Source organism: Mesocryomonas fontinalis (assembly GCF_055730125.2).
In genome coordinates, this window is the sequence record NZ_JBUZWG020000009.1 from 73388 (window position 1) to 88297 (window position 14910).

General features: G+C 60.3%; 15 protein-coding genes. 10 read left to right on the forward strand and 5 right to left on the reverse strand.

Features of this window, described 5'->3' with window-relative positions:
* Positions 1–198 precede the first annotated feature (198 nt).
* The 5 genes from ACZL02_RS20035 to ACZL02_RS20055 are packed head-to-tail and all read left to right on the forward strand — an operon-like array spanning position 199 to position 5264.
* Positions 199–1035, forward strand: a complete 837-nt coding sequence (locus tag ACZL02_RS20035) for a metallophosphoesterase family protein (RefSeq protein ID WP_472940657.1) — start codon at positions 199–201, stop codon at positions 1033–1035.
* Positions 1032–2192 carry an ABC transporter ATP-binding protein gene (locus tag ACZL02_RS20040; protein WP_472940658.1) on the forward strand — a complete coding sequence of 387 codons (1161 nt, stop codon included), beginning with the start codon at positions 1032–1034 and terminating at the stop codon, positions 2190–2192. The genes ACZL02_RS20035 and ACZL02_RS20040 overlap by 4 nt, the downstream gene beginning before the upstream one ends.
* On the forward strand, positions 2185–3108 hold the full coding sequence (locus tag ACZL02_RS20045; RefSeq protein ID WP_472940659.1) for a carbohydrate ABC transporter permease: 924 nt from the start codon (positions 2185–2187) through the stop codon (positions 3106–3108). The genes ACZL02_RS20040 and ACZL02_RS20045 overlap by 8 nt, the downstream gene beginning before the upstream one ends.
* Complete coding sequence (locus ACZL02_RS20050) at positions 3105–3941, forward strand: carbohydrate ABC transporter permease (RefSeq protein ID WP_472940660.1); 837 nt, start codon at positions 3105–3107, stop codon at positions 3939–3941. The genes ACZL02_RS20045 and ACZL02_RS20050 overlap by 4 nt, the downstream gene beginning before the upstream one ends.
* Before the next feature lie 57 nt (positions 3942–3998).
* Entirely contained in the window at positions 3999–5264 is a 1266-nt protein-coding gene (locus ACZL02_RS20055) for an ABC transporter substrate-binding protein (RefSeq protein ID WP_472940661.1), read from the forward strand.
* 58 nt (positions 5265–5322) lie between these two features.
* On the opposite strand, the gene ACZL02_RS20060 is transcribed toward ACZL02_RS20055, so the two are convergent.
* Complete coding sequence (locus ACZL02_RS20060; RefSeq protein ID WP_472940662.1) at positions 5323–6294, reverse strand: substrate-binding domain-containing protein; 972 nt, start codon at positions 6292–6294, stop codon at positions 5323–5325.
* A gap of 273 nt (positions 6295–6567) precedes the next feature.
* Between ACZL02_RS20060 and ACZL02_RS20065 the strand changes: the two genes are divergently transcribed.
* The 3 genes from ACZL02_RS20065 to ACZL02_RS20075 all read left to right on the forward strand — a co-directional run bounded on the left by ACZL02_RS20065 (position 6568) and on the right by ACZL02_RS20075 (position 9428).
* Positions 6568–7224, forward strand: coding sequence for a DUF5343 domain-containing protein (locus ACZL02_RS20065; protein WP_472940663.1), 657 nt, complete (start codon positions 6568–6570; stop codon positions 7222–7224).
* A complete protein-coding gene (locus tag ACZL02_RS20070) occupies positions 7221–7817 on the forward strand; it encodes a Swt1 family HEPN domain-containing protein (protein ID WP_472940664.1) in 597 nt (198 codons plus the stop codon). The genes ACZL02_RS20065 and ACZL02_RS20070 overlap by 4 nt, the downstream gene beginning before the upstream one ends.
* 240 nt (positions 7818–8057) lie before the next feature.
* A complete protein-coding gene (locus ACZL02_RS20075; protein ID WP_472940665.1) occupies positions 8058–9428 on the forward strand; it encodes a tyrosine-type recombinase/integrase in 1371 nt (456 codons plus the stop codon).
* Positions 9429–9652: 224 nt separating this feature from the next.
* On the opposite strand, the gene ACZL02_RS20080 is transcribed toward ACZL02_RS20075, so the two are convergent.
* The gene (locus tag ACZL02_RS20080) at positions 9653–10036 is read right to left on the reverse strand and encodes a hypothetical protein (RefSeq protein ID WP_472940666.1); all 384 of its coding nucleotides are present in this window, start codon (positions 10034–10036) and stop codon (positions 9653–9655) included.
* Between the two features lie 349 nt (positions 10037–10385).
* Here ACZL02_RS20080 and ACZL02_RS20085 point away from each other — a divergent pair, with 349 nt between their 5' ends.
* A complete protein-coding gene (locus ACZL02_RS20085; RefSeq protein WP_472940667.1) occupies positions 10386–10562 on the forward strand; it encodes a hypothetical protein in 177 nt (58 codons plus the stop codon).
* 57 nt (positions 10563–10619) lie between these two features.
* Positions 10620–11822, forward strand: a complete 1203-nt coding sequence (locus ACZL02_RS20090) for an SIR2 family protein (RefSeq protein ID WP_472940668.1) — start codon at positions 10620–10622, stop codon at positions 11820–11822.
* 265 nt (positions 11823–12087) lie between these two features.
* Here ACZL02_RS20090 and ACZL02_RS20095 read toward each other — a convergent pair whose 3' ends face one another.
* The 3 genes from ACZL02_RS20095 to ACZL02_RS20105 form a co-directional block, all read right to left on the reverse strand.
* Positions 12088–13095 carry a hypothetical protein gene (locus ACZL02_RS20095; protein ID WP_472940669.1) on the reverse strand — a complete coding sequence of 336 codons (1008 nt, stop codon included), beginning with the start codon at positions 13093–13095 and terminating at the stop codon, positions 12088–12090.
* Positions 13096–13476: 381 nt separating this feature from the next.
* Complete coding sequence (locus ACZL02_RS20100; protein WP_472940670.1) at positions 13477–13995, reverse strand: hypothetical protein; 519 nt, start codon at positions 13993–13995, stop codon at positions 13477–13479.
* 233 nt (positions 13996–14228) lie between these two features.
* Positions 14229–14759 (reverse strand): hypothetical protein, encoded by a 531-nt coding sequence (locus tag ACZL02_RS20105; RefSeq protein WP_472940671.1) that lies wholly within the window; start codon positions 14757–14759, stop codon positions 14229–14231.
* Positions 14760–14910: the final 151 nt, after the last annotated feature.

The following is a 14910-nucleotide window of genomic DNA, read 5'->3' on the forward strand; positions in this document are numbered from 1 at the left end:
TCCCGGCCACCGCCGGGCACAGCGCCGCGCGGCGACGCCGCCGCCCAACATGAAACTTCCATGACGAAACTGAGCGCCGGCTGAGTGGGTCCGTTGTCAAAGTGACATCGCGTCTTGCTAACAGGCCGCAGGGATCGGCGACTTCTCTTGCCATTGGGCAAGCCGGTCCGTCCGACCGACTGAAAGCGCCCGGCCATCATGAAAATCGTCCAGATCACCGACACCCATCTCAGCCCGTCCAAGCCGCATTTCAACCGGAACTGGGAGCCGCTGGCGGAGTGGATCCAGTCCGTCCGCCCCGATCTCGTCATCCACACCGGGGATCTGTCGGTCGACGGCGCGGACCACGCGGCCGACCTCACCTACTCGATGGACCTGATGCGCCAGCTGCCGGCGCCGGTGCGGGTCCTGCCGGGCAACCATGATGTCGGCCATCTCGCCGGCTCGCGCCAGCCGGTCGACGCCGCGCGCCTCGCCCGCTGGAACGACTGCGTCGGCCCTGATCATTTCGCCGAGGACCACGGCGACTGGCGCCTCATTGGCCTCGACGCCCTGCTGTTCGGCCATGGCAGCGTGGAGGAGGCGGCGCATTTCGACTGGCTGGCCGAGACGCTCGCCAGCCGCGCTGGCCGCCGCATCGCGGTGTTCTCGCACAAGCCGCTGTTCATCGACCGGCCGAGCGAGGGCGATACCGGCTATTGGGGCATCGACCCCGCCAGCCGCCAGCGCCTGCTCGATCTCTTCGCCGGACAGGACGTGGCGCTGTTTGCCAGCGGCCACATTCACTGGAGCTGGGCCGGTGCGCTCGGCGACATGGCGCTGGTCTGGGCGCCGTCCTCGGCCTTCGTCGTCGACGGGCTGGAGCGCGAGATGCCGGGCGAGCGCATGCTCGGCGCCGTCGTCCATACGCTCGGCGACCACCTCGTCAGCGAGGTCGTCGCGGTGCCCGGCCTCACCCGCTACGCGATCGACGACGTCATCCACGAGGTCTACCCGTGGGCGGTGCCGAAGGATGTGCCCGAGGCGGCGCAATGACCGCCTTCGCCATCCGCAACATCTGCAAGTCCTTCGGCGGCAACGCCATCCTGAAGGACATTTCGATCACCGCCGAGCCCGGCGAGTTCATCGCCCTCGTCGGCCCGTCCGGCTGCGGCAAGTCGACCTTGCTGCGCATCATCGCCGGGCTCGACCAGGCCGATGCCGGGCAGATCTCGATCGGTGGTCGCGACGTCACCGAGGCGGGCCCGGCCGACCGCAACGTCGCCATGGTGTTCCAGTCCTACGCGCTCTACCCGCACCTCACCGCCGGCGAGAACATCGCCGTGCCGCTGGCGATGCGCGACCTCAACACCCGCCAGCGCCTGCCGGTGCTCGGCCGCCTGCTGCCCGGCACGCGGACGATTTCGGCCGGCATCAAGAGCCGCGTGCGCGAGACGGCGGTGACCCTGCAGATCGAACACCTTCTCGACCGCAAGCCCGGCCAGATGTCCGGCGGCCAGCGCCAGCGCGTGGCACTGGCGCGCGCCCTGGTGCGGCGGCCGGCGGTGTTCCTGATGGACGAGCCGCTGTCGAACCTCGACGCGAACCTTCGCGTCCACGCCCGCGGCGAGATCGTCGATCTCCACCGCCGCGCCGGCGTGCCGACGATCTACGTCACGCACGACCAGGCCGAGGCGCTGTCGATGGCCGACCGCGTCGCGGTGATGATCGGCGGGCATCTGCTGCAGCTCGCCTCGCCGCAGGCGATCTACGAGGATCCGGCGCATCTCGATGTCGCCCGCTTCGTCGGCAGCCCCCGCATCAACCTCATCTCGGCCACCGTCGATACCGGCGGCTTCGCCCGCAGCGGCGACGTCGCGTTGATCGGCGTGCGCGGCATGCTGCCGGGCACCGCCATCACCCTCGGCATCCGCCCGGAATTCCTGCGCCTGCGGAGGCCGGGCACCAATACCCTCGATGCCGTGGTCGAGCGACTGGAGTTCCTGGGCTCGGAAGTCCTCGTCTTCGCCCGCCCGGATGGCGCGACGGAAGCTTCCGTCGCCAAGCTGAGCCCGATAGAGGCTGCGGGCATCGCGCCCGGCCAGCGCGTCGCGCTCGGCTTCGAGCCCGCCAACGTGCTGATCTTCGCCCCCGACGGCCAGCGCATCCGCCAACCCGCGGCCGCCCGTCGCCCGGAGGCGGCGCATGTCTGAGGCGCTGGTCTTCAACCCCGCCGCCGTCCGACCGGTGCGCAAGGCCGCCAGCGACGAGCGCAAGGCGCTACTCCTGGCCTCGCCCGCGCTGATCCTCCTCGGCCTCTTCGTCATCCTGCCGACGATCGCGGTTGTGGTTCTCAGCCTCACCGACTTCGAGCTCGGCTATGGCAGCTTTCGCTTTGTCGGCTTCGAGAACTATGCCGAGCTCTGGGGCGACCGCACCTTCCGCACCTCGCTCTCGAACACCGTGGTCTATTCGCTCATCGTCACCCCGGTCTCGATCGCGCTCGGCCTCGGCGTCGCCTTGCTGATCGAGGCGGAGACGCGCGGAAAGGCGTTCTTCCGCACGGTCTACTTCCTGCCCGTCGCCTCGCTGCTCGTCGCCATGGCAACCGTCTGGCAGTATTTGCTGCACCCGACCATCGGCCCGGTGAACGCGATGCTCGCGACCCTCGGGATCGCCGGGCCGAACTGGCTGGGGTCGAGCAGCACGGTGCTGGTCAGCCTTGCCCTCATCGGCATCTGGCAGACCATCGGCTTCAACATGGTACTGTTTCTCGCCGGCCTCACCGCCATCCCGCGCGATCTCTATGCAGCGGCCGAGGTCGACGGCGCCCGCACCGCCTGGGAGCGTTTTCGCCTCGTCACCTGGCCGATGCTCGGGCCGACGACGCTGTTCGTCGCGACCATCAGCGTCATCAACTCGGTCAAGGTGTTCGAGACGGTGAAGACGCTGACCGAGGGCGGGCCGAACAAGGCCTCCGAGGTGCTGCTCTTCACCATCTACCAGGAGGGCTTCGTCTACCTCCGGGTCGGCTACGCCTCGGCGATGACGGTGATCTTCCTCGCCATCCTGGTCGTCCTGATGATGATCCAGTACCGCGTCCTCGACCGCCGGGTGCACTACACATGATCGCCCGCAGCCTCTCCGCCGGCCGGGCCTTGCGCCTGTCGCTGCTGTCGCTCGGCGCCATCGTGATGCTCGCGCCCTACATCTGGATGGTCTCCGTCGCCGGCAAGTCGCGCGCGGAAATCTTCTCCTCCTCGCTCAACCTCATCCCCGAGACCTGGTCCTACGGCGCCAACATCGCCAAGGCGCTCGGCCGGGTGCCGATGGGAACGCTGCTGTTCAACGGCGTCCTCGTCTGCGGCCTGATCCTGTTCTTCCAGGTCGCGGTGGCGCTCCCTTGCGCCTACGCCATGGCCAAGCTGCGCTTCCGCGGGCTGAAACCGATGATGGCGCTGGTGATGCTCGGCCTCCTCGTGCCGATCCACGCCACCGCGCTGCCGATCTATCTCGCCTTCGGCGAGCTCTCGATGCTGAACAGCTACACGGCGCTGGTTGCCCCGTTCACCATCTCGGTGTTCGCGATCTTCCTGTTCCTGCAGTTCTTCCGCGCGCTGCCCAACGATCTGATCGATGCCGCGCGCCTCGATGGCATGTCGGAGGTGTCGATCCTTCTGCGCGTCGTCGTGCCCAATGCCTGGCCGGCGGTGACCGCGTTTGCGATCTTCTCGGTCGTCGCGCACTGGAACGACCTGTTCTGGCCGCTGATCGTCGTCACCGACGGGCGCTATGCGACCCCGCCGCTCGGCCTCCTGTTCTTCCGCTCGGCCGAGGCCGGCGACGACTACGGCGCGCTGATGGCCGCGACCCTCATCATCACGCTTCCGCTCGTCGTCGCTTTCCTGCTCGCGCAGAAGCGCTTCGTCGAAGGCATCACCATGACCGGTCTGAAGGGCTGACCGGGCACTTCCCCCCCCCAAGACACCTCCCCCAGACACCTCCCCAGGAGAACCAGCATGAACATCATCAAACGGGCGCTCGCAGCCGCTGCGATCGCCTCGAGCCTCTGCGCGCCTGCCTTCGCCGACACGACCTTGACCGTGCACTATCCGATGCCCGGCTTCTTCAAGGACGTGATGGACAAGATCTCCCAGAAGTTCATGGCGGAGAATCCCGACGTCAAGATCAGCTTCGCCAGCCCTTCGGCGACCTACGAGGAGGGCGTCCAGACGATCCTCCGCCAGTTCGGCACCGCCGAGGCGCCCGACATCACCTTTATCGGCCTCAACCGGCTGCGCATGGTGAACGAGCGCGACATCCCGCTCGACCTCGCGCCGCTGGTGGCCAAGGAGGGCGACATGTCTGCCAAGGGCTTCTCGGACAACATCCTGAAGCTCGCCCAGGTCGACGGCAAGCAGGTCGGCCTCGCCTTCGCGACGTCCAACCCGATCATGTACTACAATGCCGATCTCGTCCGCGCGGCCGGCGGCAATCCCGACGTCCCGCCCACCACCTGGGACGAGGTCATCGCGCTCGGCGGCAAGATCAAGGCGCTCGGCGACGGCAATGAGGGCATCGACTTCCGCTGGCAAGGCGACGACTGGATGTTCTCGGCGCTGCTCTTCGGCGCCGGCGGCCACATGCTGGACGACGACCGCAAGAAGGTCGCCTTCGGCGGTCCGGAGGGCCTCGCCGCCATGACCGTGCTGGACCGCATGGTCAAGGAGGGCGGCCTTCCCGTCCTCACCAAGCAGGCCGGCGAGCAGGCCTTCGTCGCCGGCAAGGTCGGCTTCGCCTTCCAGACCACCGGCGCGCTGCGCAACACCATCAACAATGTCGGCGAGAAGTTCGACCTGCGCACCGGGCCGATCCCGATGATCGATCCCGCCAAGGGCCATCTGCCGACCGGTGGCAACGCCGTCGTCATCCTCACCCGCGACGAGGCCAAGCTCGACGCCGCCTGGCGCTTCGCCAAGTTCGCCGCCGGCCCGTACGGTGCCTCGGTCGTGGTGCCCGGCACCGGCTACGTCCCGAACAACGAGCTCGCCGCCACCTCCAAGGACTACCTCGCCGACTTCTACGAGAACAACCCGTTGTTCCGGGCCGGCCTGAACCAGATGCCGAAGATGGTGCCTTGGTATGCCTTTTCCGGCTCGAACGGCGTCAGGGTGACGCAGACCATCGTCGACAACCTGTCGCGCATCGTCGAGCAGTCCGCGACCCCGGAAGAGGCCCTCGCCGACGCCGCCGACGAGGTGCAGAAGCTGCTGCCGCGGAAGTAAACCAACCCTCTTGGAATGGACGGAAAGGGCGGGCCGGCAATGGTCCGCCCTTTTTGCGTTATCGAAGGTCTCGGATGGTGCCGCCGGGATAGAGCTGGGCATCGAGGTTCATGCTCCGCGCCGGCGCGGCGTTGTCGAGCATGTCGAGGAGCAGCGAGGCGGCGACCGCGCCCATCGCAGCATTCGGAATGTCGACCGTCGAGAGCGTCGGCGCGATCATCCGGCCGATCGCCATGCCGTCGAAGCCGGCGACCGACACGTCCGCGGGCACCGCGACGCCATGGCTGCGCAGCGCGTGGATGACGCCGAGCGCCAGGAGGTCGTTCGAGGCGATGATCGCGGTCGGCCGGTGTTCGGCCAGCGCACCGGTGAGATCGAGCATGGCGTAGTCGTCGATGAACGACACCTGGACCGGCGCCAGCGGGGCGAGCCCCGCCGCCGTCATCGCCGCCCGGTAACCCTGGTGGCGCCGTGCCGCCCGGTCGGAGGCGGTGAACTCGCCGGAGACGAAGAGGATGCGGCGGTGCCCGAGGCGAACGAGATGCGCCGTCAGCAGATCTGCCGCCCAGTGGTTGTCGATCGTCACCGCCGCCGGATGATCCAGCGTCGCCGCGTTGTGCAGCAACACGGTCGGCGGCAAGGCGCCCAGCAGAGCGGCACTGTCGGCGGCCGAGCAGACCGTCAGGATCAGCCCGCGCGGCCGCTCGGCGAGCAGCGCTGCCACGGCCTCCACTTCCTGCACGGGATCGTAGTTCGACTGCGCGATGAGGACGCCATGCCCGGCCCCGCGCATGCGCTCCTGGATGCTCGACAGCGATTGCGCAAACACCGGATTGGTCACGCTCGGCACGAGGACGCCGATCATCCGCCGCTCGTGGCGCCGGACGTAGAGGCTGGCCGCCAGCTCGCTCTCCGCCTGCCGGACGCGCCGGACCATCTCCGCGCCGACCGGCCCGGACCGGTTCAGCACCCGGCCGACGGTCGAGACGGAACACGCCGCCCGCCGCGCGATCTCCTCATAGGTCGCCATGTGCTTCTCTGCCGCCGATGGAGCGCGCTGAAATCAGGGATCGCCGGCTGCTATCCCGCAACTCAACAGCCGACGAGCGGTGGCGGTAGATCAGCACTCGGGCTACCCCCGAAATACTCCGTGGTTGGTAGGGTGGAGGGGGCTACGGAAGAAAAGGTCGCCTCCGCTCAGACGCTAGGGGAGTCCAAATAATCAGCTCAATTCTAAGTCGGTATATTGCGCTTGCCGTCCCGCCGCTGCAGCTTGGCGTTGAGATCTTCGGAGAATTAGCAAATGGCCAATCCCCCCTTCATCAACACGCCCAACTTGATCGGCAAGGTGCTAGACAAGATCAAAGACGCTCAAACACCAGCAAGATTTACGCAGGACTTTCTTGCATCAAAACTGGGATTTACAACGAGTAGCGCTCGCCCAATGATCCCCCTGTTGAAAAGACTAAATCTTCTGTCAAACGATGCTGCGCCAACAGAGTTGTACTCGCGCTTTAGAAATCCCGGGGAGCGCGGTGCAGCTATGGCAGAGGCAATAAAGATTGGTTACAAAGAATTATTCGAGCGGAACGAGTATGTCAATGCGTTGCCGCGCGATAAACTTCAAGATCTTGTTATTCAAGTTACGGGCCTGTCTAAAGACAATTCAGTCATTCGTGCAATAACGGGGACTTTTTTAGCTTTAAGTGAGTACGCTGATTTCGACGCTAAGCAAGAAAATGCATTGAAGGGCGAGAGGAAAGCTCGCGACGCGATGTCGGTGCTCGAAGACATATCATATCAGGATCGTTCTCATGAGCCCAGGATACCGCCGCACCGAGACGACGGTATAGCAATGACGCTCGGATACACCATTAACCTCAATCTTCCAGAGAGCACGAACCCAGACGTGTTCAATGCAATTTTCAAGGCTCTTAAGGAGAACCTTCTTAAAAGATGAGCGAGACTTCCGAAGAAATCGCTCGCCGTTTCGGCGCGAACAACCTGTTGATTCATGCAGCTATGCAAGAGGTGCAGCGCGAGATCGGAACAACTATCCTTGCCGAGACCGCGAAGGAGGACGCGCACGACTCAACCTACTATCCTCAGTTTACGGAAAGCATCCGCCGTGAGGCCGCCGAGATGGCTCGCCACTACGAAATCTTTTACTGCCTCGAGGCCTCAATCAGGGCGCTTGTAAGCGAGCGATTGATCGAAGAAAAAGGTGCCGACTGGTGGACCACCAGTGTGCCTGAGGTTGTCAGAAAGAATGCTGCGGGCAATCGTCAGCGAGAATTGAAGACTGGCGTGACCCCTCGGTCCAACGACATGCTTGCCTATACAAACTTCGGCGAGCTCGGTGAAATCATAAAATCAAACTGGACGGTCTTTCAAGATACGTTTCGCGATATCAGCGCTGTCGAGTCGATTCTCGCCCGACTTAACGCGCTTCGAGCACCCATAGCTCACTGCAGTCCGCTCGCTGAAGACGAGGCGGTTCGGCTACGATTGTCGTTGAGGGATTGGTTTCGGCAGATGGGCGCGGCTGCCTAATCGTCTTGGGTATGCAAACAGGTATACGCTGCGGGTACCCAAACATGTCGCGTTGCGACGCCGCGTAGCGCTAATCAGCCAGACTTTCTGCTGCATAAAGCTCGGGGAGTGTCCTGGTGGAGCTGAGCGGGCGCTCCAGCCCTCGCGTACGCAAGCCATACTTTAAAGGATGTGTAGACATTGCAGGTGCTTGCGGGTACTCAAACCGGGTACGCAACCGGGTACGCAAGGTGCTTAAAGATGTCCCGCTCTTCCCCGTCTGACGCTAGATATCTCGAACGCAAAGATCGAAAATACCGGGTGGTTGTTGCGGTCCCTCGCGCTTTGCATTCTGAACTGGGCACGAAGCTAAAGCGCAATCTCAATACCGACAGCCTCGCCACCGCAAATTCTCTAAAGTGGCAGATCGTCGCCGAGCTCAAGGCGCAAATCTCCTCAGCCCTAAGCCGTGGGGGACGTGACCCTATCACGCGGGAAGCGCTAACAATCGCCGCTATGCGCTCACGTGCACAGACCGATGACGATCTCTACGGCTTGGACGTGGCTACGTCGATCAGAACCGAGCAGATAGCTGGGCCGGTCCTGTCAGTGGAGGAGGATGCAAACGGGAAAGCAGTGGAAGTGCGCGATCCAGAGCGGGAACGCCAAGCCATAGCCTTTGTAGAGATGGCTGCCGGCAGAGCGACCCCCATCGGCCACTACCACCCGGACTACCTCAAGCATCTCACCGTAAAGCCTCGCACCCGTGCTGACGATGAAAGGGCACTGCGTTACCTCGAAGATTGGTGCGCCCGGAATAGGGTCGCTCCCACTTTGCAGGCTATCAGCAGGAAGGTCGCCACGCGCTTCATGGATGGCCTCGGGACCGTCACGAAGGGGCAAGGCAATGTCACCCTCCAGAAATATCTGATCCGCCTCTCCGTCTACTGGAAGTGGTTGCTGCAGCGCGAGCACGTCGAGATGAATGTGTGGGCCGGCTTGAAGCTTCCCACAAAGCAGGCAGCCCATGATGAGGTGGAGCGACCTTTCAGCAAGGAGGAGATGCTCAAGCTGCTCGCCGGGCCGGCCACCCCTCAGATGCACGATCTAATGCGGATCGCGGCGCTTACAGGGGCGAGGTTGGATGTGATTGTGGACCTTCGCGCTGGAGACTGCGCCGATGGGGTCTTTCTCTTCAAACCGCAGAAAAAAGAGACAGGCATGCGGGCCGTTCCGATCCATCCCGCGCTTATGGCTATTGTTAAGCGGCGGACTGAGGGCAGGGAGGCGGCGGCAGATGTGTTTCCCGAATGGCCTGCTCCGCATTCGAACAGCCTCAGAGAAAAGTCTTTTAAGGCCTCTAATGCATTCACAGCCTACAGAAGAGAAATTGGCGTCGATGAGCGCGTCGATGGGAAGCGCCGATCACTGGTTAACTTTCACTCCTTCCGCAGGTGGTTCATCACGGAAGCAGAGAGAGCCGGACAGCCAGAGCACATCATCGCGGCCGTCGTCGGGCATAAGCGGCAGGGGATGACCCTAGGGCGCTACTCGGCGGGTCCCTTGCTGGAGCAGGCCCGGCAATGTGTCGAGGCCGTTCAGCTGCCTCGTCAATACTCAAATAAGGAGTGAGGTCTGCCCATGACTAGCGGCGCTGTCATACCGTAGAGCGAAGTCGGAATTGGGGGTGGCAGCGTTCCTGCCATCTGCAGCTAACCTTGGCGACGAGAAGCGAGCTTTACGTCCTTTTGTCAAATGTGCCTAAGAGCCCGATGCTGCGGGTAGGGATTATGCCGAGGTGAGCCATGCAATGCCTTCAACAACCTCCCTAGGTTCAAAGTTGAGTAGCACTCGATCTAGCGGATGCCAAAATAAACCAATTTCAGCAAGATTATCAGGTATGCTCCGCCGAAAAACACGCCCACTATCCAAACTCGAATAGCCGCGAGCGCAATCGCCGTTCTCTCCCGGACAATAAAAGCGTACTCCGCGATTTCCCGGTTTGTTGGTTCGTATCGATCAGGGACCTTCGGACTGTATCGTGCGATTTCCTCGATAGTCGGGATAAGGATGTAGGTTCGCTTATTTCGACGCTTACGGCGATCCTCAAGAGAAATGGAGACGTACTCGATTCCCGCCGTAAGAAGCTTCAGAGCAGTAAAAACCGCTGTCAGCGCTCCGGCAATGGCGGCAACGGTCGTTAGTAGATTCAAGCTAAACAGCGACCCGACATTACCCAACTAGCAGATCCAATACTTAGGTGGCGGGCGAACCCCGATAGGCCGGGTACTCCGCTGAGCAGATACCGTATGCTCCGGTAGGGCGCGATAGACCACCATTTCCAGATTCTTTCGCGTAGAGTCGGACATGCTGCCATCAGTCTTTCTTCGAGGTGACCGAGCAATGGAGAGGCCCGATGACCCTCCTGATGCCCGCTTGCATACCATGGGCTCGATCCTTCCCTGTAGCGAGATGGTGGTGATGATACCCGTCCCGGCGGGTAGGTTCAGATTAAAGTCTCCTGTGCACCACCCGTGGTGGCAATCCCAGCCCTACTTGATACGATAGGATAACGGGGAGATTCGCTTAATGGTCGATGCTACTGAGTTTGAAGGCTACAAGGCGAAGAACCTCGTTGCGATCAAGGCGATGCTTGAGGGTGTGGGGTGTCGCCCGGTGCTATTCCTCGGCTCAGGCATCAGTCGCCGCTACATTGGCGGCCCCTCTTGGCTTGAGCTTCTCGAAGTATTGGCCGAACAGATCTGACTTGAGCCCGAAAAGTTTGCATTCCTATCTCAAAAAGCGGATGGAAACGCAATTACATTGGGTACCCTTCTTGCTGACGAAGTCCATCAATGGGCTTGGAAGTCTGGTCAGAACGCCTTCCCTAAGAGTTACTTCTCTCCCAAAACAGAGAAGTCACTTTTTATAAAGCACCTTGCCGCTTCATATTTGAATAAGCTTTCTGCAGACGCCGCCGAAGCGGGCGAGCATGCAACTGAAATCGATTTGATCAAGAGAATTTCGCCTCATGCCATTATCACTACAAATTTCGATAATTTAATTGAAACGCTTTTTCCCGGATATGAGCTCGTCTGCGGAGAAAGCATTATTCCAATGTCCATGAATATAACAGGCGAAATATACAAGATTCATGGGACAGCTTCTGATCCTGGAACAATGGTATTGATTGGGTCTGACTATGAGCGTTTTGCCAGGAAAAGGCGTTATATCAGCAGTAAGATGATGACATACTTTGCCGAATATCCTGTGTTCATATTTGGTTATGGATTAGGAGATATTAATATTAATTCCATAATTTCGGACTTAGGCGAGGCCCTGAAGGATAAGGGTGGCCTTCTCGATAATGTTATTTATGTCGAATGGGTAGAAGATATTTCCGTTCTGCCATTTCTCCGTGAAGAGTATGCGCTTTCCGCAACTGATGATCCGTCGAAGTCGCTACGTCTCAGAACAATAGTCACCCCAGATCTTACGTGGATATTTGAGGCGTTGGCGGATCTCAGTGCCCCCGTGTCTGTTCATAGCCACATGCTACGCGAGCTTGCTGCCCGTGTTGTAAAACTAGTTCGTACAGATATACCCCAGAACCAGATCGAAGTTAACTATCAGCATATCGAAAGATTGCTAGACGATCAAAGTGAGCTTGCGTCGATCCTTGGTATTGCGAATATAACAAATCCAAATATCGGTTTTCCTCACCTAATGTCGCAGGTTGGAAAAAACCTTGGCTACAAAGGATGGAACTCAATACACAAGATGATGCCTGAAGCCAACAAACGAGTTGGATACGACATAAAAGCCTCCGACAACGAATTTCATATTGCTTATATGAGTGGAGCGACCACCAAGACGCACAAATTCTCAGAGTCGTTTGTTACATTGATGCGGACTATATCGGACGAGGGAAAGCTGCAGCTAATTGGCGGCGAGGCAGGCTCCACTACAGCGTTCGATGCCGTCGCTTCGCAGGAGGCACTCACTGGGCAAACCTTACCCGAATGATGTGTATTCTACGTCTAACGGTTTTTTGTCCCCGTCCTGGATATAGACTGGAAGCCCCCTGCCCAAATCCGGAACCTTACTTCCGATGTGGATCGCCGAGCCCCCCGCACCAAGCTGCTGGATAGGAGAGATAGCTGGGAACTAAAGGCCTTAAAGAAAGGTTTTTTCCGCCCAGTCTATTACGGCGAAACGGCCCTTCGGTGAACTCGAACGTCTTTAGAGGCATCGAGAGCAAGCCAGTTTGCGGGCAATGGGAATTACCTTGCTACAAGAGAGCCGTCTCGCTCACCGGGATTGCAACGCCGGCAACCTCCAGAGAAGCTGTCCGCATGGCCTCTTTCGCCTCCCGCACTTTCGATGCCGGCACCATGGCCCCATCATGAATTGGCAAAGCCGGAATGCCTTGGGAAATCAGGTCGTGAAGCGCGGCCATCATGATCTGGCTCTCGGTGAACATGAGGTCCATGGCGAAGTCTCGGCCGAAGAGTGGCACGAGGGCCGGGTGCTTGGCCTCGACGGCTGCCTTGAAGCGGCCGGCGGTCCAGCTATCCGGCAGAGCCCCCTTCACCTTAGTCGGCAATCTGGACATCTCGCTTCCCGTGGAAAGGAGCGCGGAGAGACCGCCCTTGACCCCTTGCCGGTGAGCTTCAAGCCCAGGGATGGCGTAAGGATCGCCTGGAGGAGGTTCCTTGCCCAAGCTGGCATAGGCGAGCCGCGGGAACATGCTGGCGAAGTCCAGATCAGCGATCGGCTCACCATTGATCCTCAGAGCCGCCCTTTGCCTCTTCGGCAGCGTAATCCAGAATGCCCCGTATATGCGGCCATGCAGGTCCCATGTCGGCAGGGCGCCGGGATTGCGAAGGAGAAAACGGCGGGTGAGCGAGAAGTCAGTTCGCCTCATGCCCCCTAGCTCAATGGTCTGGGCTTGAAGGAAGTCGTTGATCTCGCCAAGCTCCTCCCGCAAGGCCACGGTCTCGGAGGTGTCCTCATAGTCGATAAGGACGGCTGGGAGCTCTCGTCCCCGCTCATCCTTTCCGGTCCTTGCAGTGAGCAGGATTGTCTCTCCGCCGCTAACCTTTCCAACTTCATCGAGGCTGCATCGAGAGTCGCACAACGCCACCCTAAGGCTGCCGGCCGCCTCGATGGTCGTTGCTTTAAGGTGGCGCTTGCCTGGATGCACTCGGATCAGCCCTGCGGCTGCCATCGAGTCTAGAATTTCCCGCCGTTGGGAGAAGCCCTGACGCTCGTACCGGGTGACCTTCGTGTTCCGCATGGGGACGGAGACGAGGCCGCTTGAGGTTTGGCTTTGGGCCCATGCAAGATTGGCAATGATGGCTGAGGTGATCGCTCTTACCCTCTCCACTTGGTCGGCTTTAGGCTGGCGGGCTCTGGGGAATGCATCGAGATGCGCTTCAGTCGCGCCTTCAGCCAATGGGTGGAGGAATGGACCAGAGCAAGTCAGCCACGGGTCAAGCCATGAGCCTTGTATGGTAGATCGATCTTGCTCTTGTTCCGCCACCACTGTCACCAGAATGCTTGCTTTGAGTAGAGGGCCCCCTAGAGGGATATGGGGGACCTAAGGAGGCGATTGGCAACATCTGCGCACGTCCACCCCGTCACCTGATGGCAAGCACGCATGCCGACTTTTTGTAGCTCACAGGGGCGCCTCCCGGTGCCAAGCCGGACGCCAGCCAGGAAGTCGGGAGGGATGCTCGCCGAAGCGCTCAACCTTCAAAGCCACTACCTCTTTGATGGCCGTCTCAGGAACTGACCTACAGGCCTTATCGATCGCCTCTCCGATCCTCCGCAGGACCAAGCCCGAAGATGGTGGATAGGCGTGCACTTCGATCAGCATCGGGTTGCCTCTGGGGTCGAAGGCATCCCATCGACGGTGAGTCCCGCTTGCGAGCCGATGCGCCGCCTTAGCAATCTGCACAATGCGGAACTCACGGACTCGATGGCTTCCCAAATCGTCGCTTATGAGGGCCGAGATACCTAGATGGATCGCCGTGAGCCGCTCGGGGGCAATGCCGGCCTGTCGCAACCTAGCGAAGGCGATGCGAGCGCGGCGCGATGCAGACACCCGCCGCAGGTTCATGGCCGGCTCAACGCGTCCTGAGGTCACCAGCAGCTCGTTCACGGCACGGACAGCGAAGAATGCCTCATCATCCATCCGATGAGCTGCGAGCCACTGAGCTGAGGCTAATATGTAAGGCTTTAGCTCGCTTGCTTTGTAAGAGTGGTGCCAATGAGATCCGTGTCGAGCTTTGTGCTGGATGTGGTAACGGCAGTGTTGGCTCAATAGATTGACTAGCGGCGTTAAGACAGCCGAACGCCCACAGCCTGGGAGGGGGCAAATTTGATCCTGCTGCCTCCTGATTGCAGCGCCTGTCTCATGATACGGCGTCATGCAACCTCCAGGCTCGGGCCATCACCCTCACCCTCGACTGCGAGGCCGATGTTCGATTTCGGAAGATTTGCAAGAACGTAATTTGCAACACGCGTGGCACCTGCATCCATGTTTTCCAATGCACGGCGCTCCGACATATTTGTCGAGGAACGAGGTGGTTGCAGCTCGCCTAGTGCTTTCAATATCAGTGCATCTCTCCAAGCATCATGCTCATCGGGGAACTTTTTGGTCGGGCGAAGCTCATAGGCCAAGGTGGACGCCAACCTGTTCCAAAACTTGGGATTATTAGCAACGATTTCGATTGGCATAGGACCATCGATATTTGTTAGCTCCGGCATGTCTGCAATCGCGCGACTTACAGATGCCTCGATCCCAAAAGCAAACATCGCCGCAGGGTCTTGAGTCCACCCGCCGCCCCAGAGCATTACAACTGATGTCCCGTTATCTACGGTTGCGTAGTAGCCCGACGCTGATGGACCCTTCTCGTTCCGATGCAGTCCTGTAATCGAGATGTATATTCTAATCATTTCTCGCTCCATTCTTCCTTTTGTAATGTGAGCCTAGAGCGAGGCATTTTCAAAAGCACAGGTTACCAATTTTCACTAAAATGCTGATCGGCCATTTGCGAATCTATTTTATGTCAAGTGGGCCTATGCGAACGGAGGAGAGTTTTTATTT

Excerpts from the sequence above, each read along its gene's own strand:
- ACZL02_RS20035 (WP_472940657.1), top strand. The coding sequence starts at position 199 with ATGAAAATCGTCCAGATCACCGACACCCATCTCAGCCCGTCCAAGCCG.
- ACZL02_RS20040 (WP_472940658.1), top strand. The coding sequence starts at position 1,032 with ATGACCGCCTTCGCCATCCGCAACATCTGCAAGTCCTTCGGCGGCAAC.
- ACZL02_RS20045 (WP_472940659.1), top strand. The coding sequence starts at position 2,185 with ATGTCTGAGGCGCTGGTCTTCAACCCCGCCGCCGTCCGACCGGTGCGC.
- ACZL02_RS20050 (WP_472940660.1), top strand. The coding sequence starts at position 3,105 with ATGATCGCCCGCAGCCTCTCCGCCGGCCGGGCCTTGCGCCTGTCGCTG.
- ACZL02_RS20055 (WP_472940661.1), top strand. The coding sequence starts at position 3,999 with ATGAACATCATCAAACGGGCGCTCGCAGCCGCTGCGATCGCCTCGAGC.
- ACZL02_RS20060 (WP_472940662.1), bottom strand. The coding sequence starts at position 6,294 with ATGGCGACCTATGAGGAGATCGCGCGGCGGGCGGCGTGTTCCGTCTCG.
- ACZL02_RS20065 (WP_472940663.1), top strand. The coding sequence starts at position 6,568 with ATGGCCAATCCCCCCTTCATCAACACGCCCAACTTGATCGGCAAGGTG.
- ACZL02_RS20070 (WP_472940664.1), top strand. The coding sequence starts at position 7,221 with ATGAGCGAGACTTCCGAAGAAATCGCTCGCCGTTTCGGCGCGAACAAC.
- ACZL02_RS20075 (WP_472940665.1), top strand. The coding sequence starts at position 8,058 with ATGTCCCGCTCTTCCCCGTCTGACGCTAGATATCTCGAACGCAAAGAT.
- ACZL02_RS20085 (WP_472940667.1), top strand. The coding sequence starts at position 10,386 with ATGGTCGATGCTACTGAGTTTGAAGGCTACAAGGCGAAGAACCTCGTT.
- ACZL02_RS20095 (WP_472940669.1), bottom strand. The coding sequence starts at position 13,095 with ATGCGGAACACGAAGGTCACCCGGTACGAGCGTCAGGGCTTCTCCCAA.
- ACZL02_RS20100 (WP_472940670.1), bottom strand. The coding sequence starts at position 13,995 with ATGGATGATGAGGCATTCTTCGCTGTCCGTGCCGTGAACGAGCTGCTG.
- ACZL02_RS20105 (WP_472940671.1), bottom strand. The coding sequence starts at position 14,759 with ATGATTAGAATATACATCTCGATTACAGGACTGCATCGGAACGAGAAG.